The organism is Spirulina sp. CCNP1310, assembly GCF_034932185.1.
Classification (GTDB): domain Bacteria; phylum Cyanobacteriota; class Cyanobacteriia; order Cyanobacteriales; family Spirulinaceae; genus Spirulina.
Genome location: NZ_JAYGHW010000103.1, coordinates 1 through 22,179 on the forward strand (window position 1 = coordinate 1; position 22,179 = coordinate 22,179).

17 protein-coding genes and 1 pseudogene are annotated in these 22,179 nt (G+C 41.9%); 17 read left to right on the top strand and 1 reads right to left on the bottom strand.

Annotated elements, in window-relative coordinates:
* Nucleotides 1-148: 148 nt before the first annotated feature.
* From VB712_RS19605 to VB712_RS19660, 12 genes are all read left to right on the top strand, one after another.
* Nucleotides 149-892 carry an FkbM family methyltransferase gene (locus VB712_RS19605; protein WP_416236409.1) on the top strand — a complete coding sequence of 248 codons (744 nt, stop codon included), beginning with the start codon at nucleotides 149-151 and terminating at the stop codon, nucleotides 890-892.
* A gap of 10 nt (nucleotides 893-902) precedes the next feature.
* Nucleotides 903-1,562 carry an HAD family hydrolase gene (locus VB712_RS19610; RefSeq protein ID WP_323257887.1) on the top strand — a complete coding sequence of 220 codons (660 nt, stop codon included), beginning with the start codon at nucleotides 903-905 and terminating at the stop codon, nucleotides 1,560-1,562.
* A gap of 87 nt (nucleotides 1,563-1,649) precedes the next feature.
* Nucleotides 1,650-2,402: a cytidylyltransferase domain-containing protein gene (locus tag VB712_RS19615; RefSeq protein ID WP_323257890.1), complete on the top strand. Its 753-nt coding sequence runs from the start codon at nucleotides 1,650-1,652 to the stop codon at nucleotides 2,400-2,402.
* A 10-nt stretch (nucleotides 2,403-2,412) separates the two neighbouring features.
* On the top strand, nucleotides 2,413-3,573 hold the full coding sequence (locus VB712_RS19620) for a radical SAM/SPASM domain-containing protein (protein ID WP_323257892.1): 1,161 nt from the start codon (nucleotides 2,413-2,415) through the stop codon (nucleotides 3,571-3,573).
* Between the two features lie 236 nt (nucleotides 3,574-3,809).
* Nucleotides 3,810-4,871, top strand: coding sequence for a histidinol-phosphate transaminase (locus tag VB712_RS19625; protein WP_323257894.1), 1,062 nt, complete (start codon nucleotides 3,810-3,812; stop codon nucleotides 4,869-4,871).
* Between the two features lie 10 nt (nucleotides 4,872-4,881).
* Entirely contained in the window at nucleotides 4,882-5,652 is a 771-nt protein-coding gene (locus VB712_RS19630; RefSeq protein WP_323257929.1) for a class I SAM-dependent methyltransferase, read from the top strand.
* A 49-nt stretch (nucleotides 5,653-5,701) separates the two neighbouring features.
* Complete coding sequence (locus VB712_RS19635; protein WP_323257896.1) at nucleotides 5,702-7,612, top strand: TIGR04326 family surface carbohydrate biosynthesis protein; 1,911 nt, start codon at nucleotides 5,702-5,704, stop codon at nucleotides 7,610-7,612.
* Nucleotides 7,613-7,618: 6 nt separating this feature from the next.
* A complete protein-coding gene (locus VB712_RS19640) occupies nucleotides 7,619-8,512 on the top strand; it encodes a glycosyltransferase family A protein (RefSeq protein ID WP_323257898.1) in 894 nt (297 codons plus the stop codon).
* Nucleotides 8,512-9,852 (top strand): hypothetical protein, encoded by a 1,341-nt coding sequence (locus tag VB712_RS19645; protein ID WP_323257901.1) that lies wholly within the window; start codon nucleotides 8,512-8,514, stop codon nucleotides 9,850-9,852. Before VB712_RS19640 ends, VB712_RS19645 begins: the two co-directional genes overlap by 1 nt.
* Before the next feature lie 185 nt (nucleotides 9,853-10,037).
* Nucleotides 10,038-10,823, top strand: a complete 786-nt coding sequence (locus tag VB712_RS19650; RefSeq protein ID WP_323257903.1) for a class I SAM-dependent methyltransferase — start codon at nucleotides 10,038-10,040, stop codon at nucleotides 10,821-10,823.
* A gap of 53 nt (nucleotides 10,824-10,876) precedes the next feature.
* Nucleotides 10,877-11,803, top strand: a complete 927-nt coding sequence (locus tag VB712_RS19655) for an NAD-dependent epimerase/dehydratase family protein (RefSeq protein ID WP_323257905.1) — start codon at nucleotides 10,877-10,879, stop codon at nucleotides 11,801-11,803.
* A gap of 29 nt (nucleotides 11,804-11,832) precedes the next feature.
* Entirely contained in the window at nucleotides 11,833-12,936 is a 1,104-nt protein-coding gene (locus VB712_RS19660) for a glycosyltransferase (RefSeq protein ID WP_323257907.1), read from the top strand.
* Between the two features lie 241 nt (nucleotides 12,937-13,177).
* On the opposite strand, the pseudogene VB712_RS19665 reads toward VB712_RS19660, so the two are convergent.
* Nucleotides 13,178-13,540 (bottom strand): annotated as a pseudogene (locus VB712_RS19665) (ISKra4 family transposase); the annotation flags it as partial.
* A 283-nt stretch (nucleotides 13,541-13,823) separates the two neighbouring features.
* Between VB712_RS19665 and asnB the strand changes: the two are divergent.
* The 5 genes from asnB (at nucleotide 13,824) to VB712_RS19690 (ending at nucleotide 22,179) form a co-directional block, all read left to right on the top strand.
* A complete protein-coding gene (gene asnB / locus VB712_RS19670; protein ID WP_323257909.1) occupies nucleotides 13,824-15,836 on the top strand; it encodes an asparagine synthase (glutamine-hydrolyzing) in 2,013 nt (670 codons plus the stop codon).
* A 246-nt stretch (nucleotides 15,837-16,082) separates the two neighbouring features.
* Nucleotides 16,083-16,757: a class I SAM-dependent methyltransferase gene (locus VB712_RS19675; protein ID WP_416236412.1), complete on the top strand. Its 675-nt coding sequence runs from the start codon at nucleotides 16,083-16,085 to the stop codon at nucleotides 16,755-16,757.
* Nucleotides 16,758-16,768: 11 nt separating this feature from the next.
* Nucleotides 16,769-18,883, top strand: coding sequence for a bi-domain-containing oxidoreductase (locus VB712_RS19680; RefSeq protein WP_323257911.1), 2,115 nt, complete (start codon nucleotides 16,769-16,771; stop codon nucleotides 18,881-18,883).
* 27 nt (nucleotides 18,884-18,910) lie between these two features.
* Nucleotides 18,911-20,146 carry a UDP-N-acetyl-D-mannosamine dehydrogenase gene (gene wecC / locus VB712_RS19685; RefSeq protein ID WP_323257913.1) on the top strand — a complete coding sequence of 412 codons (1,236 nt, stop codon included), beginning with the start codon at nucleotides 18,911-18,913 and terminating at the stop codon, nucleotides 20,144-20,146.
* An 8-nt stretch (nucleotides 20,147-20,154) separates the two neighbouring features.
* A complete protein-coding gene (locus tag VB712_RS19690; RefSeq protein WP_323257915.1) occupies nucleotides 20,155-22,179 on the top strand; it encodes an alginate lyase family protein in 2,025 nt (674 codons plus the stop codon).

Below are 22,179 nucleotides of genomic sequence, written 5' to 3' on the forward strand. Positions count from 1 at the left end.
GTTTTTTCGGCGGCGCTTGATTCGACCAAATCCTTTTGCCATGAGCTTTTCTCCCTGAGTCTTCCTCCTCTAGCCTCTCACATTTTTCCCTGGGGGCTCAGTTTTTTCTTTTTTTCGATGTGCCCATCAGCAAATCATTAATAACTCGATGAATCAAGTTCAAAGCATCCATCATCAAGAAACCGAGTTGTATTTTACCGTACCTAACAGTTTAAACTATTTTCGAGTAAATACTTTTTCCACAAAAGAACCTGAGACATTAGAATGGATTGATAAAATTCCTCATAATTCCATACTTTGGGATATTGGTGCTAATGTTGGACTTTACAGTTGCTATGCTGCCAAAGCTAGAAACTGCCAAGTGTTTGCTTTTGAACCATCAGTATTTAATCTTGAATTGCTGGCACGAAATATTTTCCTCAATGATTTAACTCATCAAATAACTATTATTTCTTTACCCCTTACCGATCAACTGAGTCAAAGCACTCTCAATATGACCAGTACCGATTGGGGAGGGGCGTTATCTACCTTTGGTCAAAACTATGGAGATGATGGTAGAATTTTGAAAAGAGTGTTTCAATTTCAAACAATTGGGATTTCAATAGACGACGCTATTCAAATGTTTGAAATGCAAATGCCAGATTTCATAAAAATGGATGTAGATGGTATTGAACATTTAATTTTGAAGGGTAGCATAAAAGTTCTGGAAAATGTCCAGAGTGTATTGATAGAAATCAATGAAGACTTTGAAAAGCAAGCAATTGAATCACAAGGTTATTTGCAAAAAGCTGGTCTAGTTTTTCAAGAAAAACGTCATTCAGAAATGTTTGATAGTAACCCTCGTTTTGGCAACACCTACAATCAAATTTGGTATCGTCCAAACAGCATTTAGAGTAAATAATGTGAGCAATGCTATTAATTTACTTCAAGCAGCAAGACTAATATTGTGGGACTTTGATGGAGTCATTAAAGATTCTGTTACTGTTAAATCTATAGCCTTTGAACAGCTATTTTTAACCTACGGTTCAGATATTGCCAAACAAGTTCGCGTTCACCATGAGAATCATGGCGGAATTTCCCGATATGATAAAATTCCCATTTATTTAGCTTGGGCGGGTGAGCCTACAGATAATTTCACCGTAGAAAAATTCTGCAAGCAATTTTCGCAAATGGTTCAGCAAGCGGTCATTGATTCTCCTTGGGTGCCAGGGGTAGAAAATTATTTACGGAAGAATCCCCATAATCAAATCTTTATCTTAGTCACAGCTACGCCACAGGCAGAAATTGAAACCATTTTATCAGCCTTGCATTTGCGCGAATGTTTTACCGCAATTTATGGATCTCCTGTAAGTAAAAAACAAGCAATTCAAACTGCTTTAGAAACTTACCAACTTGAGTCACAAAATTGTGTGATGATTGGAGATACCAAAACAGATTGGCAAGCAGCGCTGGCAAACAACGTTCCTTTTCTTTTCCGTTGTTGTGGTGCAAAAGAACGAGGAATGGAAGATTATAGAGGAGAATCGATAACCGATTTTACGCATCTTGTCAACAATCTCTGAGAAATTCAGGAAAACTTCATCATTAACTTCTTTGTCTAAACCCAGTTTTGTACTAAAACATCAATACTTCATATTTAATTTAATTCAATGATTTGTGCCTTAATGATTGGTCGTGCAGGTAGCACAGGTTTTCCCGGTAAGAATACTTATCCGATTTTGGGTCGCCCTCTTTGTGCCTATCCCCTGATGGCAGCCCGCAATTCCCGTTATATTTCTCATGTTTTTGTTTCTACAGATTGTCTAAAAATTACTGCTGTTGCTCAGGAGTTTGGGGCTGAATTTATACAGAGACCGTCAGAACTAGCCACGAAAGAAGCTTTGGGGGAAGATGTCTTTGCTCACGGCCATCAAGAAATTAAACGTCGATTAGCTGCTGATGGCGAGAGCATTGAGTTGATGGTGTTACTTTTTGCAAATGCAGCAACCATTACAGCAGAACTCATTGATCAAGGGATTGAAATGTTACGTCAGGATTCTTCTTTGGATTCAGCCGTTACAACCTCTGTCTATAATATGTGGAGTCCACTGCGGGCGCGGAAAATAAAAGAAGATGGCTGCTTACATCCTTTTATCCCTTTTGAAACCTTTGGCGATCCCAAAACACTCAATTGCGATCGCGACTCTCAAGGTGAAGTTCATTTTGCGGATATGTCCGTCTCAGTCGTTCGTCCTCATTGTTTAGAACATCTTGAAGATGGGCTATTACCCCAAAAGTGGATGGGACAAAAGATTGCGCCAATTTGTTCTTGGGGAGGATGTGACATTGACTATGAATGGCAAGTTCCAATGGTAGAATTTTGGCTAAAAAAGCACGGTATCAAAGACGCGAGTGAGGAGTGATCAAAAAACTATGACATCCCAAAATCAGCTTTACCAAAAACATAATAGCTTTGTGGAATTACGCAACCACAACCATCAGGGAATTGAAAAAACTCTCAACAGAATTGCCACCCTGCGATCTTCTAACCCTGAACGAAATCAATTTTTAAGTAGCGACCAACAGTCAATCTTACAACGAGTTTATCGAGACTTACTCGATGGAGGTGTACCAGAAGAACCACAATTTACCCTCAGTCCTAATGTAGTGGAAGAAATTGCTCGGATTGAAGACTCAGACTTGCCCCGTTACCTGATTCACCGCTATCGTTACGAGATTTATCCCCAGAATCATACCTTAGATAGCTATCCCCCTTATTTACAAATTGAGCCTACCTCAATCTGTAATTATCGTTGTGTGTTCTGTTATCAAACAGATGATGTTTTCACACAACGCAAGAATGGATTTATGGGGCACATGACCTTTGAAACGTTTCGTGGGATTATCGATCAAGCTGAGGGACATATTGAATTTATCTCCTTAGCTTCTCGCGGTGAGCCACTTCTCTGCCCAGAGATTGAAGAAATGTTAGCTTACACACGGGGCAAATTTCTTAATCTCAAAATGAACACGAATGCTTCTATGTTAGATGAGCGCAAAGCTCATGCAATTTTACAAAGTGGTATTCAAACCTTGGTGTTTTCTGCTGATGCTGCTCAAGAACCCTTGTATAGTCAGTTACGAGTCAATGGCAAGCTGGAACGGGTTTTAAGTAATATTAAGCAATTTCAAAAAATCAAGGAATCCCAATACAGAAACTCCAAAATTATTACTCGTGTTTCAGGAGTTAAGTTTGATGAACGTCAAAATCTAGATGACATGGAACAATACTGGGGAGAATTAGTCGATCAGGTAGCTTTTGTTAACTATAATCCCTGGGAAAATGTTTATGATAGCCCCTTGACAGAAGTCAATCAATCTTGTTCTGATCTTTGGAGGCGAATGTTTGTGTGGTGGGACGGAACAGTAAATCCTTGTGATGTGGATTATAAGTCGACACTGGCAATTGGGACATTGAAAACAGCTAACACATCTCAATTATGGCAGTCTGATATTTACAATCAACTGCGAAGATTGCATTTCAATCAACAGCGTTCTCAAAAATCACCTTGTAATCGTTGTACAGTTGTTTGATCGTAAGGATTCAGGTATCTGAAACGCAGTCACAGCAAGGCTTTCAAAATCGAGGTGAGTTCTAAACTAACAGTTCATTCTCAATAAGTACGCAAGACTAGGGATTACAGCCTTATTTATTGAGAATGACAAAATAGCTCAAAATAGCTGAAACCCATACTAAGCAATGCTTACAGCCAAATTCTCATGACCTGAATGCTTACGTTTAATCGTGTACTATTTTACTATTTAAAGATATGCCATACTACAAATCTTGGGTTGATCAAGTTCATCGAGTTCGAGGAAATTTCACATCACGCCTTGATAAAATCAGATTAGATAAAAACGAAAGAATAACATCTTTTCAAAAAGATTTTTTCAATAAGGTTATAGAAACACTTCGACCAGAGCATTTGACAGCTTATCCAGAAATCGAGCCATTGTATTCTAGAATAGCTGAGTCTCTAGGGGTCAAGCGCGAACAAGTTGTTGTAACGGCAGGATCCGACGCAGCCATTAAAAACTGCTTTGAACTATGTGTTGAGCCAAGAAGCAAAGTAATTACCATTAGCCCAACTTTTGCAATGGTTGACATTTATGCCCAGCTTTTTAATGCTTTACAAATTAAAATTAGATATAATAAACAGCTTTCTTTAGATTATGCCAAACTTTTGAAATCACTGAATTCCGAGATTTCTTTAATTGTGTTAGCGAATCCGAATAGTCCCACAGGAACTCTGATTCCTCAAGAAATTTTGTATAATATTCTTGAGAAGGCACAGAGTTCTGCCACAACTGTCTTAATAGATGAAGCGTATTATGGCTTTTGTAAGCAAACGGTTTTACCATTAATCTCACACTTTGAGAATCTTGTAGTAGCTAGAACCTTCTCTAAGTCGGCAGGTTTAGCTGGTTGTCGTATAGGATATCTAGTTGCTCAAGAAAGATTAGCACAGCGTCTCTATAAATTTCGTCCAATGTATGAAGTGAATGCAATTGCTGTAATGATTGCTTCAGCAATTTTGGAGAATCCCGAAATAGTTAATCAATACTTAGAAGAAACAGAAAAAGGAAAGTCTTATGTAATAGAAGTTCTAAATCAACTCAAGATTAACTATCTAGATACCCATACAAACTTTCTACATTTTGACTGTGGAGTAAATTATAAAAGACTCATGCAAGCTTTCAACCAAAATGGAATTTTGGTAAAAGGCGGACTAGGGATATCAGGGTATGAAAATTATCTACGTTTAACGACGGGGCCTATAGAGGTAATGCAACCAGCAGCAAAAATAATCCAATCAGTTTTAGGGAACTAACCAAAAAGCTATAACCACGAATGAAATGAAAAATAAAAATAGCAAGAACATCATCTATAAGACAGCAAGAATTTCAAAATATTATCAAAGCAATAGAGTTAAGTGGGAACAATTTTATCCATCCGAACGAATCGTGTTTGAAAAACTCAACCCAAAATCTAATGTTCGAGTGCTAGACATCGGCTGTGGTTGTGGCGGACTTGGACTGGCTTTAGCTGAAAAATTCTCTATTTCTGATTATACAGGGGTTGAAATTAATGAGCAAGCTGTTAGGGCTGGACAATCTTTAAATCCCAATGCTCGTTTGCTATGTACTGATATTCTTCACTCATATCTTCCTGACGAGCTATCACAACCGTTCGATCTAGTCGTTTCTCTTAGCTGTATAGATTGGAATATTGAGTTCAATAATATGCTCAATCGGGCTTGGAAGCTTGTTAAAGCAGGAGGTTATTTTGTATCAAGTTTTCGATTAACTCATCAAAGTGGTGTAGCAGATATTAATCGTTCCTATCAATTTATTAACTTTGAAGAACAGCGGGAAGGAGAAAAAGCTCCTTATGTTGTGTGTAATGCTTCTGAATTACTAGGTGAACTCCGCAGTTTTAATCCTAACAAAATTTACGGATATGGTTATTGGGGAAAACCCAGTAAAACAGCAGTAACTCCTTTCGAGCAAGTTTGCTTTTGTGTAATTGCCCTTTACAAAGGCGAATTTCCTGAAATATCTCCTTCAGTCACTTTAGAGTTTCCTCCAGAAATAATAAAATCTCTAAACTAGAGCGTACTCATCATGAACTTAGCTTGGTTAAATTGTTGATCGAATCAATATGAAAGGCAACTGTCTACGCGATCCCGTTAATTCTTTTACTCTTCTAGTGTGGGACATAGAAGGTCAGCCTCCCGCAGGAGACTGGACTACAGTGCTCTGGCGTAGTTTTCCCGGCAATGACGATACCAATGTCATCTCTATTCCTAAATTGGTAGAGGAACAGGCTGATGAATTGCGAACTCGTTATCTCGCTTGGCTTTACGACTTAGGAGAATCCAAAATACAAGGAGTTAGACTAATAGATCGTCTTGCCATACGTCCAACTTTTAGCTACTGGTGGATGACACTTCCTGCGCTTTGTAGTTACGAACCCCAGAGTCCTATATACACTGTCATCCGACTTCTGGCACTAGAGGAAATACATAATCAGCTATCACCTAAAAAAATATTGCTAGTAAGTAGCAATAAATTATTGGCTCAAACAATGAGGTTGTGGTGTAAAAAAATCAAGAGAGAGTTTAAATGGGAACGAATTCATAAAACTACAACTCAATTATCTTTGGTCAGAAAAATTTATGCTTCCTTACCTTATTCGTTACAAGCAGTTATATCTTTATTTCACTATATTTGGCAACGTCGGCATCTCACACAGCAAAAAATCGACTGGACAGCAACATCAGATGCAGATGTAACCTTTGTCAACTATTTGTGTAACTTAACACCCAAAGCACTATCAACGGGTCACTTTTCATCTCACTATTGGACGAGTTTAGTCAATGTTCTGAGTGAAGAAGGATTGAAAAGTAACTGGATTCATCACTATATCAAGCATCCCGATGTTCCTTTGACCCAAAAAGCAGAAGAATTGATTGCCAAGTTTAATCAAAACGGTACTAATCAACAGTTTCATCTATCGTTAGATAATGTGCTATCAATTTCGATTATCTTAGCGGTTATCCGCGATTATATGCGCCTAGCTTCGATAAGTTTTACACTAAAATCTTTCAGGGACAAATTTTTTCCAGCCCAGTCCAGTATTAATCTATGGCCTTTATTAAAACAAGACTGGTACAATTCCATAACTGGGCCAAATTCTATCTCAAACTGTCTGTTTTTAAATCTTTTTGAGCGACTTTTAGCTCAAATACCTCCCCAAAAGTTAGGAATTTTTCTTCAAGAAAATCAGAGTTGGGAAATGGCTTTTATTTATGCATGGCGAACATCAGAACATGGCCAATTGATTGGCGTACCACATTCAACCGTAAGGTACTGGGATTTACGTTATTTTTTTGACCCGCGCAGCTATGATAGCAATACAAAAAACAAATTACCAATGCCTAACTTTGTAGCCGTTAACGGTCCTGTATCAATGAAAATGTATCAAGAAGGGGGCTATCCAAAAGAACAAATTATTGAAGTTGAAGCACTGCGATATTTGGCTTTAGCTGACGAAGTGCATCACAAAAGTCAAGTTAGTTCCTTAAAACTGTTAGTGTTAGGAGACTATTTTTCCGACAATTTTCACCAGCAAATGCTATTTTTAGAGAAATCCGAATTCACCCTATCTTCCAATATTTACTATTCCAAGATTTACTATACAGTTAAACCTCATCCCATTTTAACTATTAACAGTAGTGATTATCCTACATTAAAATTCCAAATAAGTAATTTGCCTCTTGTAGAGTTATTACCTGACCATGATGTTGTGTTTACCAGTAATGGGACTTCCGCAGCAGTAGATGCTTATTGCACTGGAGTTCCTGTTATATCCTTATTAGATGGTAATAGCTTTAATATTAGTCCTCTAAAAGGTTTGAAAAATACTACTTATGTCTCTAGCCCAAGTGAACTGACTACAGCGTTACTCTTCCACATAAATAACGAAACTAAAAATTACCCTCAAACCTATTTCCGCTTAGATCAAAATATACCAAGGTGGAAAACCATTATCAAACAAATATGTCATTGATTTATGATGCCTAAAGTTTCAATAATTATCCCTACTTATAATCGAGCTTCAGCTCTAAAGCGGTGTTTGAATTCGCTCACTTTTCAAACTTTTCAGGATTTTGAGGTTCTTGTGTGTGATGATGGCTCAACAGATGATACGGAAGAAGTAGTTAATAGTTTCCTGAGCAGATTAACCATAAAGTATTATTGGAGTGAAAACTCTGGAGGTCCAGCTAAACCGAGAAATATAGGAATCGCGCAAGCATGTGGAAAGTACCTTGCTTTTTTAGACTCCGACGATTGGTGGAAATCTCAAAAACTAGAGAAATCAGTTCATGCATTGGAGGCCGGGGCAAATTTTGTGTATCACGACTTGTATATTATGCCATCCTCATGGACACAATCACGAATTTGGAACAGAACTAGAGTGAGACAGCTTGTAGCTCCTGTTTTCGAAGATCTTCTCCTTAATGGTTCAGCGATTTGTAATTCTAGCGTCGTAGTACGGCGTGAGATTATGGAAAATATCCAAGGCTTTTCCGAGGATACTAAACTTATTGCAGCAGAAGACTACGATGCTTGGCTGCGCGTATCAAAGTTGACTGATGCTTTTGTCAGACTGCCTGATTGCCTTGGCTATTACACAGTCGGTGCAGATAATATATCCAGTGCAAATCGGAGTATTATGAACATTAATAGACTTTTAGAGATACATGGCAAAGAGATCAAAGAACAACATGGAAAAATTCCTGGGTGGATGAGTTATACCTTGGCTTCCAGTTACTACAAAAAAAAGGTGTTTGATAAATCACAAATATATGCACTATATACTATAAAAGAATACTCATGTATCGACTTGAAAGTAAGATCTGTATTTATTACAGTGTTAATATCATTAAGGAGTATTTTTATTCACTAATGAATTTCACGCAGCAGTCCAAAACATTGAAACCCAGTTTTAGTATTTCGTTATTTATAATTTTGGGTGCGATCTACGCCTTTGGAACTTTTGGTTTTTTGAACCTCTTTGGAGCAAGAACTGCATTTCAGCTTATTTATCTTGGAAGCATTTTTGGCATCACGCTTTTTCTATTAAACCAGCATTTTTCTCGAAAAAAGGCTTTTAAGGCATTGCTCTTTTTTAGTTTGATGGGTTTAGGAGGACTCGCCAATGCTGGACTCTTGACATCACCCGTTGAATCTGTAGTCATGTTAGCCGTTTTATTAACTATTACTTTATTACCAAAGCGAGAGATACTCCAACTAGCCCGCATCCTGGTTAAAGCTACGTTTGTACTGTGTTCTTTGGTCTTAGTTGCCTATATCTATTACCAAAGTAATCCAAGTGAATTTTTAAGTGCAAATTTTCATATCTATGATTCAACTGTTGGTTCAGCTAGAATAATCCCAACGCATTTCATGGATTGGATCTCCTTTACTAGTGGAGATGGTTTCATGGTATTTGGTGAGGTGAGTTCACGAATGAAAGGCTACTCCAATGAGCCATCCTCAACCATAGTCCATTATCTTGCCCCAGCAGTTCTTGCTTTTTTGCTTGGTGGTAGATATTTTTATTTAGGAATCTTTATTTTAATGGTTAATATCATTGCTATTGCGTCGTTCGTAGGACACATCATTGTAATTTTATCATTGGCATTACTTTTTATTTTTCTTGTGACTCGCAAGCAAGCTAAATTTTTTGTTTGTATTTGTGGAGCATTGCTTATTTTTCTAATACTATCGCCGTCGATGATGACAGACTTATTTAATATTGTTTCCGGTCAGTTTGGTTCAGACTTTGATTTAATTCACCGTAAACTGTTAGTAGGTGTTTCAGGATCATCCAACTTAGAGATCCGTCAACAAGGCATGATCACCGGAATAAAACTATTAATCACATCGCCTCTTGGATACTCAACTAATTTATTGGGTGCAGGTTCAGGATTGTTGTATACCGTTAGCGCGTTCTCTGGGTGGATTGGAGTAGCTATTTTTGTGCTGTACATTGCTTATATTTTAAAATTAGTCTTCTTGTGGTTAAGGAAAGGTCGCACATCCCTAAGCCAAAAATATGGTCTCGCCCTGATGGTTTCAGTTATATTCGTCACACTTTTTATCTCTGGCTACGGTTGGGAAAGACCAGCGGGTCTCGTTATGTTTGTGGTATTCCATCGAGTTGTTGCGATTCATTATCAATCTATTGAAATCCAACCTCATAATTCAACAACAAAGCGTATTTTCCTCCCAAACCCAAATTAAAAAATGTATGCAGGTCAAAGAAAATGAAAATAACTAAAGCTATATGTAAATTTCTAATGAAACTGTTTCCCACCTATCCCGATTCAAACGATCCTCATTTGTGGGAAGTGTTTAAGACAAATCATTACCTAAATGGTTCAGATTGTTGGCAAAAAAAGTAAGATATTCATCCTCGTTTGCCTCATATGAATACGAACAGAATAAAAAAGATAGTTGGCTGGAAAAATTTTTTTTTTCGAATCACTGAAACCGAACTGAATGGAAAAGTTCTTCTTGATTTGGGATGCTTTACAGGAGGACGTATCACAGCCTGGACAAAACGCTATAAACTAAAACTTGGTCTGGGTTTAGATATTAATCCTGTTTTTAAAATTGCTTCTGAAGAGTTTGCTACATCTCACGGGATTTCAAATATACAATTCACAACTGCTTTTGGAGAAAACTTACCGTATGCTGACAACTCTGTTGATTATATTATTTCAACCGATGTGTTCGAGCATGTCAGAAATGTTGAAATGGTCATGAATGAATGTTATAGAGTTTTAAAGAAAGGTGGAAAATTATGTGTCGTTTTTCCACAATATTTGCAACCATTTGAAGCACACTTAGGTATGGCAACTAACACCCCGGCACTACATTGGTTCTTCAGTGGCAAAACAATTAGTGAAGCATACATTAATATTATTAACGAGAGAGAAGGCTCACATTGGTATGCACCAGAAAACTTCCCTTTACATGATTGGGAGAGGTTATTTGCACTCAACGGGATAACAATCCACAAATTCAAAAAAATCCTATCTCAACAAAAGCGGTCAGTCGTTGATAGCAAGATTAAACCTATCCTAACAGATGGACGGAGATCTAGAAAACTTGCGTTCAAGTTACTAAGTAGCTTACTTACTCCGTTAGCTTATATTCCGTATTTCAATGAGTATTTTGTGGGTCGAGTGAACTATATTCTTACAAAATAGGATAACTTCAGCTTTCAGATAAAATTCTTCATAACTGAAAATATAATTTCCCTATGAGAAGCAACTTGGGCAGCCCAGCAATAGTAATGGGAGCCGGATTTATCGGAAAAAATCTAATTCGCAGATTGATTGCTGAAGGAGTATCTCTACGAGTACTCGATCATAATGAATGTCCTACGGAATTTCAAGGAATTGTCGAATGGATCAAAGGTGATTTTCATAACCGAGTTACCCTTGAGCGTGTTATAAGTGGAATCGACACAGTTTATCATCTCATATCAAGTACCGTTCCAGGCGATTTACATATTAACGTAGCTGATGAGATTAGAGACAATGTACTTAGTACATTGGCACTGATAGATTTATCTATTAAATGTGGTGTTCGTCGTGTTGTATTTACCTCATCTGCTTCCGTTTACGGTGTTCAGGAAAAATTTCCAATTAATGAATCAGCGCACACTAATCCAATTAGTGTTCATGGCATTCACAAACTCATGGTAGAGAAATTTTTGTTGTTGGCGAATTGGAAAAATTCAATCGATATACAAATTGTTAGACTTTCAAATCCTTATGGTCCGGGTCAAAGTTTAACAGGACGTCAAGGCTTCATTGCTATTGCAATTGGTTGTTTATTGCGAGATGAAACACTGACGCTACGGGGGCAGGGTGAAATGATTCGTGATTTTATTTTTGTAGAAGACGCTGTTTTGGCTATCGCAAAAGCTGGTGCTACCAGTGGCAAAACTAGTATTTACAACATCGGATATGGAAAAGGCTATTCTTTAGCAGAAGTTTTGAATTATATTGAAGCCATTGCTGGTAAAAAAATAGTAGTTGACTTTGCTGAGTCTCGTAAGGTAGATATACCAATCAGCATTCTGGATATTAGTTTAGCCGGTCGTGATTTAGATTTTTCCCCTTCAATAAGCTTGGCTGAAGGAATCAAAAAAACTCTAAAATCCAACGGCATGAAAGTTTAAACAACAGCAGTAAACTATTTATTAGCTTTATGACTTCTCAATCAAAAATAATTTTCGTTGGAAATGCACGTAGCTATCATACACTAGACCTGTGCAGGTCTTTGCATAAGCATTTACCCAAAAAATCCTGGGTTTTTTTTACTGACTGTATAGAAAGTGAAGGACATATCCGAATAATTGATGATCAAGATGCAGTACAAAAGCTTCTTTTGATTGATCCTTTACTCTTTAGAGATCAGTCAACTAAAGCAAATTTATGGCGCAATTTGCTTAAACTACTTCTTGCTCCTTTACAAGCCGTGTTACTTAAAATTCGAGTAGGGAATCCAAAAGAAAAGGTTATTCATGCTCATACTTTTTATTATGGAATGCTATGTCGTATGGCAAAACTACCTTTTTTCTTTACACCACAGGGTGGTGAGTTAACAGAGAGACCTAAAGAATCTGATTTTTATAGGTTTCTAATGCAATGGACTTTATCTGGAGCAAAATATACATTTGTTGACTCACGTCGCATGCTGAACATGGCTCAAGAATTAGGCTGTAAAAATGTTTCAATACATCAGTATGGCATTGACACTGCCTCTTGTTTGGCTGCCGATATAGGACTTAAGCGTTGGCGAGTTATTTCAAATAGAGGTATTGAAAAGAACTACCAAATTGACCTAATTCAAACAGCTAGAGACCGCGAATGTGATGATGTTTCTCTGACTTTCTTTTACCCGCTCTGGGACAGTCTATATCGTTCTGCTTTTCAAGAAAAACTTAGACCAAATGATCAAGATTTAGGAAGGATTGAAAAAATCAAATGTTATCAACTGTATGCGGAGTCTATTTTGGTGATCTCCATTCCTCGAAGTGACTCTTCCCCTCGCTCTGTATACGAAGCTATTTTTTGCGGCGTTCCCGTAGCAACAGTGTCATCACCCTGGGTTGATGATCTTCCATTTTCTATGCGCAAGAGAGTCCTTTTGGTTGATCCACAATCTCCTGGTTGGTTTCGACAAGCATATATCTGGGCTCAACAATGTGTCAATGATCCGTTTGTGCCGTGTTCAACTGCAATATCAAAATTTGATCAATTTGCAGTGGCTTATGACATAGTTCATGGTTTCTATTTTTCAGACAAATAGCAAATTTCATAGAGGTGAAAACAGCAGAAATTTTGCTGTTGAAAAGTTTCAAGGTTTTAGAATGTGTCTGTAAAGAAAAGATTAAGCAGCAAGACGTTTGAGCATTAAAGAGGTCATGGCTTGATAGACGACACACTCACTTATTTCGGGAAGATGCTCTAGGCATTTTCTGTTCTCTTGCGTTCTTTACCCCCTTTTTTCATATTTTGAGGCTTTCACCCCCCTCTTTTTTATCTTTTCTTCACAGATACCCTCTAGGTACATTCTCCCTTCGCCATTGTGCCCCCGCCAACTTCACCCTTAACCCAATTTGTTTCACCAACGACTCCACTCGACCCGAACCAATCGAGTGCCCCGCTTCCTGCCAAGCCTGGTAGTCAATAATCCGAGTCTGGTGATGCCTTAAGTAATTGATAAACCCCGTTGCTCCCCGACATCGCTGTCGGTGTAGATACTCAATGGCCTTCTGGGTCTCCCCTCGCCAGAGCAATGCTCGTATCTGCGACTGTTGGGCCAGTGTTCCTTGTACCTTGTTGGCATTTTCGAGCAAATGATACCAATCAAGGACTTCGAGCCGTTGTTGTGATGTCGCAATCTCACTGACGGTAGTGCATTTTAGTGCAGGCTAGAGGAAAAGATAGGGGCATCTTGCTCCGCCAGCTTCTCTCTGATGCCACGATTATACTCATGGATGAACAGCCGGTAGCGCATTTTAGCGACAGATCGGAGGTGACACTGGAGTTCTCTGGCTTCAGATGGGGTCATGGGGAGTGATGGTTAAGTCTACACCGTAGTTTTAGTGTAATTTCTCCCCCTGGGACAACAGAGTGTTTATACTTAGGGAGAATATGTAATGCTCCCCCCCATTAACTTAATTTTTTGATGTGATGTGTGGTATATCTGGTTACTTCGTCACCGCTAATAAATCACCCTCGGCTGCCGCATTGTTTGTGGCTAAAACAACGTTGAATCACCGTGGACCAGATGATTCTGGCATATTTGACGATCACATGCATGGGGTCGGTCTTGTCCACACGCGACTGTCGATCCTCGACCTATCGCCATTGGGACATCAACCCATGGCCAGTAAAGATGGTCGGGTGGTGCTGGTGTTCAACGGAGAAATTTATAATTTCCGCGAACTACGGACAGAACTGGAGGTGGAAAGCTATAGCTTTCGGGGTCGTTCGGATACTGAAGTATTGCTTAACCTCTATCTATCCCAAAGAAAGTCTGTGGACGGGGTGAAGGGGATGCTGCGACGACTCAATGGCATCTTTGCTTTTGCGATATGGGATGCTGATCGCGAAACACTGCTGCTAGCCCGAGATGCCCTAGGCGTGAAGCCGCTCTATTACAGTGCTACAGAAGAAGGGCTTGCTTTTGCTAGCGAGATCAAGGCACTGCTGCCTTTATTACCAAAGGGGGGCGACCAGTTAGACACCCCATTGGGAAACTTAGATGCTGCTGCTATCGATCGCTATCTCAGTTTCCTTTGGTGTCCAGGAGCAGGTACACCCACTCAAGCCATACGCCAACTCGGCCCTGGGGAAGGAATGTGGGTCAAGAAGGGTGCGATCGCCACCCCCTTCACTTGGTATCGCTTACCTGCTTTCCATCCTCACCCCTGGGAAGACAAGACAAGACCGCGATCGCCAGATCAACTGACGGTAAAAGACGCAATCCATGGCACAGAGCAACATTTACGCCAGGCTGTACATCGCCAAATGATTGCTGATGTACCCGTGGGAGCCTTTCTCTCCGGTGGACTGGACTCCAGTAGCATCGTCACCTTTGCCCGAGAGCATAATCCGAGCCTCCAGTGTTTCACGATTGAGGTAACAGGACTTCAAGAAGAGGGAATCACCGATGATCTCCCCTACGCTCGTCGGGTTGCTGAACATTTAAACGTGCCGCTAGAAGTTGTCCAGGTCGATGCAGCACGCATGGCAGAGGATCTTCCTGCAATGGTAGCCCAACTGGATGAACCCCTCGCCGATCCAGCACCGCTCAATGTCCTTTACATCAGTCGCCTCGCCCGTGAACAGGGCATCAAAGTGCTACTATCCGGGGCGGGAGGAGATGACCTGTTTACTGGCTATCGTCGCCACCAAGCCCTCATGATGGAACGTTATTGGACTTGGCTCCCTCAATCTATCCGAGTACAACTAGAACGCTTGACAGGTGGTTTAGATCAACGGCGATCGCTCACTCGGCGATTACGCAAGCTGTTTCACGGCGCAGCCCTAGAAGGTGATGCCCGACTGGTGAACTATTTTCGCTGGGTTGATCGAAAAGATTTAATCGCCCTTTATACCCTAGACTTTCGGGCTGCTTTGGGCAATTCCCAAGCGGAAGAACCCATGCTTGATTTCCTGTCTGAACTGCCCCCTGAGACTCATCCAGTCGAGCGACTACTAGCTCTAGAACAACGCTTTTTTCTCACCGATCACAACCTCACCTACACCGATAAAATGTCAATGGCAGTGGGTGTTGAAGTGCGAGTCCCGTTCTTAGACCTCGACTTGGTTGAATTTGCTGCCCAAATTCCCCCCCGATATAAACAACGCGGTCGTGAAGGGAAATGGGTGCTGAAAAAAGCCATGGAACCCTATTTACCTCAAGATATTATCTATCGACCTAAATCTGGTTTTGGTGCGCCCCTACGACGCTGGATGCGCTATGAATTGCGCGAACTATTAGCTGATGTGCTGAGTGAACAAAGCCTGAAACATCGAGGATTGTTTGATCCTGCGGCTGTGCAGCGACTCATTTTTGACAATGACAAAGGAACAATCGATGCTAGCTATACTTTGCTTTCCTTAATTTGTATTGAGCTTTGGTGTCGGCAATTTGTCGATCAAGCAGAACTACATAAAAAGTCTTTCCATCAACAGTAACCTCATGTCCCAAAGACAAAATTTAGAGAAAAAACAAGTGCATGACTTCTGGAATGAAGCTGCATGTGGAGAAAGTCTTTATCTAAATGACGTTGATTCTACAGCTTATCAAGCCCAAGCTGAAACACGCTATCGACTTGGGTGCATCTCACTTTGGAAACCCCCCTTCTCCCTCCTTGGGAGAAGGGGTTGGGGGATGAGGGCATAGTCGCCTAACTGAGATGCACCCATCGACTTGAACCTTTCATTGCAGCATTCGCTGACTTTCCTGCTAGTCAAGGAAAAAAAGTACTAGAAATTGGCGTAGGTCTTGGGGCTGACCATCAATGCTTTGCGGAGGCAGAAGCTGATCTCTATGGCATCGATTTGACTGAACGGGCAGTAGAACATACCCGCCGTCGGTTAGCCTTATTTGGGTTGTCTTCAAACCTATCAGTAGGCGATGCAGAAAAATTGGATTTTCCTGACGAAAGTTTTGATTTGGTCTATTCCTGGGGTGTCCTGCACCATAGCCCCAATACTCCCCTAGCCATTGACGAAGTTTATCGCGTACTCAAGCAAGGGGGGAGTGCAAAAGTCATGATTTACCATAAACAAAGCATGGTTGGTTTCATGCTATGGCTACGTTATGCAATACTCACAGGCAAACCTTGGCTTAGTTTTGACACCATCTATGCAACCCATCTGGAGAGTCCAGGAACAAAAGCCTATTCCATTAAGGAGGCACAGAATTTATTTTCTAGATTCAGTAATGTGAAGATTTCAACCACTTTGACCCATGGTGATCTATTGGAATCAAATGCAGGTCAGAAGCATCGAGGATTAGCCTTAATGCTCGCTAGAAAGCTATGGCCTCGATGGTTTATCCGTCGCTTCTTGCCTAAATCTGGGTTGTTTATGCTCATCGATGCGAGGAAATAACCTTCTTGCCCATGAAACAAATCCTCCAATCCCTCACCACTGGCCAAACCGAAATTCAGGACATCCCCGCCCCCGCACTCCAACCCGGTAAACTCCTCATCCGTACCCATAACTCCCTAGTCTCCGCCGGAACCGAGCGGATGCTGGTGAAATTCGGCCAAGCCAACTGGATCGATAAAGCCCGCCAACAACCGGATAAAGTTCGCCAAGTCCTTGACAAAGTTAGCACCGATGGCCTCCTGACCACCCTTGATGCTGTTCAGAGCAAACTTGACCAACCCCTTCCGTTGGGCTACTGCAATGTTGGTACAGTCATCGGTGTAGGCAAAGGAGTCAGCGGATTTGAGGTGGGCGATCGCCTCATTTCTAACGGCCCCCATGCCGAAATCGTCAGTGTTCCCGCCAACCTTTGCGCCAAAATCCCCCCTGGAGTCCAGGACGAAGCCGCCGTCTTTACCGTCGTTGCCGCCATTGGCCTCCAAGGCATTCGCCTCGCCCAACCCACCCTAGGGGAATGCTTTGTCGTCACAGGCTTAGGCTTGATTGGTCTCCTCACCGCCCAACTCCTCAAAGCCCAAGGTTGTCGCGTCCTAGGCCTTGACTTCGCCCCCGATAAATTAGCCCTCGCCCAAAAACTCGGCATTGACACCCTTAACCTCGCCACCGCCAGCGACCCCATCGCCCTAGCCACGGCATTTTCCCGAGGAGCAGGAGTCGATGGTGTCCTGATTACCGCCGCCACCCAAAGTAGCGAACCCGTCCACCAAGCCGCCCAAATGTGCCGGAAGCGCGGCCGCATTGTTTTAGTGGGAGTCACAGGCTTAGAACTGTCGAGAGCCGACTTTTACGAAAAAGAACTCAGCTTTCAAGTCTCCTGCTCCTATGGCCCCGGTCGCTATGACCCCAACTACGAGCAGAATGGCCAAGACTACCCCATTGGCTTTGTGCGCTGGACAGAGCAACGGAACTTCACTGCCGTGCTCGATACCCTCGCCAGTGGTCAACTCCAGATAGAACCACTGATTTCCCATCGTTTTCCCATAGACCAAGCCGATCAAGCCTACGCCGTCCTCACCGGCGATCAACCCTACCTCGGCATTGTCCTCAACTACCCCAACCCTGCCGAGCCTACCTCCACAGTCTCGCTAAAACCCGCCCCAGAGCAATCCTCATCTAGCCCCGCTCAGGTTGTTGTTGGCTGTATTGGCGCGGGTAACTATGCCAGCCGCATCCTTCTCCCCGCCTTAGCCCAAACCCCAGCCCAACTCCATACCCTCGCCGCCACATCTGGGGTCAATATCACCCACTATGGCCGCAAATTGGGCTTTCAACAGGTCACAACTCAGCCAGATTCCCTTTTCACCGATCCCACGATTAACACCGTAGTCATCGCCACCCGCCATGATAGCCATGCTGAATTAGTTTGTCGCGCCCTCACGGCAGGCAAACACGTCTTTGTGGAAAAACCCTTAGCCCTAAATAAAACTGAACTAGAGCAAATTCAGCAGGCTTACCAAGCAACCATGAGTAAGGGTCAGCCCCGACAGTTAATGGTTGGTTTTAACCGCCGCTTTGCGCCCCTCGTGCAACAGATGCACCGCCTCTTACAAACCCTAATCGCTCCCAAAGCCCTGGTTATGACCGTTAATGCAGGGGCAATTCCCACCGACCACTGGACTCAAGATGCAGCAATAGGGGGAGGACGAATTATCGGTGAAGCCTGTCATTTTGTTGATCTGCTACGTTTTTTGGTCGGACAACCGATCCAAAGTTGGCACCGCACAGCCCTAGCAGACTCGAAGCCCTGTCCAGATACCGTCACCCTCAATCTAACCTTTACCGATGGCTCCATCGGCACAATTCACTATTTCGCCAATGGAGCCAAGTCTTTTCCCAAGGAACGATTAGAGGTATTCTGTGGCGATCACATTCTCCAGTTAGATAACTACCGCACCCTCAAAGGCTGGAGCTGGCCTCAGTTTAAACGTCAAAGCCAATGGCGGCAGGATAAGGGACAAAAAGCCTGTCTTGCTGCTTTTGTCGCTGCGATCACCAGCGGGACACCCGCCCCCATCCCCCTAGAAGAATTAATCGAGGTCAGTCAGGCTATTCTAGCTATGGCTTAACCTTGATTCACAGTGAAACTTTAACCCATGATCCATCCCGATCAACATTTGCCTCGCGTCTGCATTCTCGGTCTCGGCTACATTGGTTTACCCACAGCAGCGATCCTCACCCAGCACGGCTACTCAGTCCTAGGCGTGGATATTAACCCCAGTATTGTAGACACCATCAACCAGGGTTTAATTCACATCGTTGAACCCGACCTTGATCAGGTAGTGGCGATCGCCGTCCAAACCCAAAAATTCCAGGCCAGCACCACCCCCACAACCGCAGATATTTTTATCATCTGTGTTCCTACCCCCTTTCACCCTGCCACAGAAGGCTTACCCCAGCCCAATATTGACTACGTTCTTGCAGCGGCCGAGGCGATCGCCCCCATCTTACAACCCGGCAATCTCATCATCCTAGAATCCACCTCACCCGTAGGCACAACCGAACAGGTCGCGCAAACACTAGCCATGGCAGGAGCACCCGTCAAACAGCTCCATTTCGCCTACTGTCCAGAGCGAGTCTTACCGGGGAACATTCTCCACGAACTGATCCACAATGATCGAGTAGTCGGTGGTCTGACAGCAGAAGCAGCGACAGCGGCCCAATCCTTTTATCAGAGTTTTTGCCAAGGTCAAATTCTGACCACCGATGTCCGAACCGCTGAACTGTGTAAACTAACGGAAAATGCCTTTCGAGATGTCAACCTCGCCTTTGCCAATGAACTCTCCATGTTATCCCCTAACCTTGGCGTTAATGTACGAGAAGTGATTCGCCTCGCCAACCACCACCCTCGCGTTAACATTTTACAACCGGGTTGTGGCGTGGGCGGTCACTGCATCGCTGTCGATCCTTGGTTTATCGCCTCTGCTGTTCCCGATCACTCCCCGCTATTACAAACAGCACGCCAAGTCAACAACCATAAACCGCAATGGGTTGTTGAACAAGTGGTTGCCGCTGCCAATGAATTTGCCACAATCCACCAACGTCAGCCCATTATTGCCTGCCTCGGATTGGCCTTTAAGCCCAATGTTGATGACCTACGCGGTTCCCCTGCCCTAGAAATTACCCAAAATCTACAAACCTTGGGCCACACAATTCTGCCAGTAGAACCCAATTTAAAATCTCACCCCACATTAAACTTAATGCCCTGGTCGTTAGCTTTAGATAAAGCAGATTTGCTCGTATTTCTAGTCGGCCATCGCGAGTTCCACGGGTTAAGCATTCAAAAACCTTACCTAGATTTTTGTGGCATCACCAGCCACGCTGCCCATTAAAAGATTCCTTGAAGTCATTTGCCAAAAAAATTGTGAACCTAGGTTTATGGTGGCGTACAATTCGGGATCTCCCTCCCCAACAAATTACAGCTAGAATTCAATTTGAGATCAAGCGGCGTTCTTTATCTCAACTTTCCCTACCCCTTCGTCGTTACCTGACATTTAGGAAAATCTCAACAGTACCCCCTCTTAACCTTAACTATCTCAAACAGCTTGAACTCACTCCTTTAAAATCCGTTAACGCTAAATCTCTTTGTAAGAATCCATCTCCTGAAGTTACTTTTACATTCTTAAACGAGACTCGAACTTTAGCCTTACCCATTCCTTGGAATAGTCAAAATTATTCCCGTCTTTGGCAATTTAATTTACATTACTTTGACTGGATTCGAGACAGAATTACAAGGGCTTATCAAGAGAAAGAGCTTCAATCAGCCTCTTGTTTAGAAATTTATTCAGTCATTACAGACTGGATTGATCACAACCCCTTTTATTCCTTCGATGGCTGGCATCCCTATACCACCTCACTCCGCATTGTCAATTGGACTTATGCTATCCACACATTCCCTCAATTGAAAACCGCCAAAATCCTCAAATCTTTGTGGGAACAAATCTATTATCTTAACCACAATAAAGAATACTTTGCCGGAGGTAATCATCTTTTAGAAAATCTGAGAGCCTTAATCATTGGTGGATTAAACTTTAATCACCCGAAAGCTGAAAAAATTGTTCAAACCTCTCTTCAAGAACTAGCTCAACAACTCAGCTACCAGATCTTACCCGACGGAGGGCACTATGAACGCAGTCCCATGTATCACTTGATTGTGATGAATCTACTGGGAGAATCAATCGCTTGTTTATTGAGTGCCAATCTATCTATTCCTCCATCTATTTTAGATGCCTTAAGCAAAATGCTCGTATTTGCTCAAGGCATCCGCCTCCAGAATGGAAATTATCCCCTCTGGAATGATGCTGCTTATCAGATCACCTATTCTCTAGACGAAACCGTTTACTGGATTCAACAACTCCTCCCCTCTTCTAAAACCCAGCAATCACAGTTATCATCTCCCATTAATATTTTACATTTTCGTTTACTCAGTAAAGATATTCCACAAATCAGGAACCCACACAATAACGTTAATAATTCAAAAAATTCATCAAGTTATCATGCACCACACACAGGATATTCCATCTTACGCAATGGCCTGGGAATTGAATTAGGCTTTGATTATGGACTTCCTTGTCCTCCAGAACTACCTCCCCATGCCCATGCAGATTGTTTGACGCTAGACCTTTACTATCAAGGTCAACCCATTATTGTTGATACCGGAACCAGTGAATATCAAAAAGGATTAGTTCGAGAGTACGAACGGAGCACCAAAGCCCACAATACTATCGAAATTGATCAACAAAATCAATCGGAAGTCTGGGGAAGTTTTCGAGTTGGCAGAAAAGCTAAACCTTTCAATGTTAAATCAGGGAATTTTGAAGGACTACAATGGTTAAGTGCTGCTCATCATGGATACAATCGCTCACCCATTCAGTCTATCCATCATCGTTGGATTGGTCTTGAAAATACCAATGTCATTCTTCTAGATATTATTGAAACTCATCAGCACCAAAGTGAAGGTGATCGCCAAGATTTACACAGCACTGCTCGACTTCACTTTGCTCCTAACATAAACCTCATTCAAGATTCATCTGGAGAAGCTCATTATCACACATCTGAGCATTTCAATCTCTGGATTAAAACGTTCAACTCCCCTGAGCCAAATCACGTTCAATGGCTCAATCCTGAGATAAGTTCATCTTGGTATTCCCCTCAATTCAGTCAGCGAATTCCAAGGGGATGCTTAGAAGTTAAAAGCCGATTAAATCACACTTATCATGCTCTATTAACTGTAATTAGTTTGCAAGCTATACCAGCAATTAATTGGCGATCTAATTCTCCAGCTGATTTTCAGCTCAATCTTAATCAGATAAATTTAACGTGGAAAATGAGTCAGTCTGAATTAGTTTTCCAACATCCTAATTAA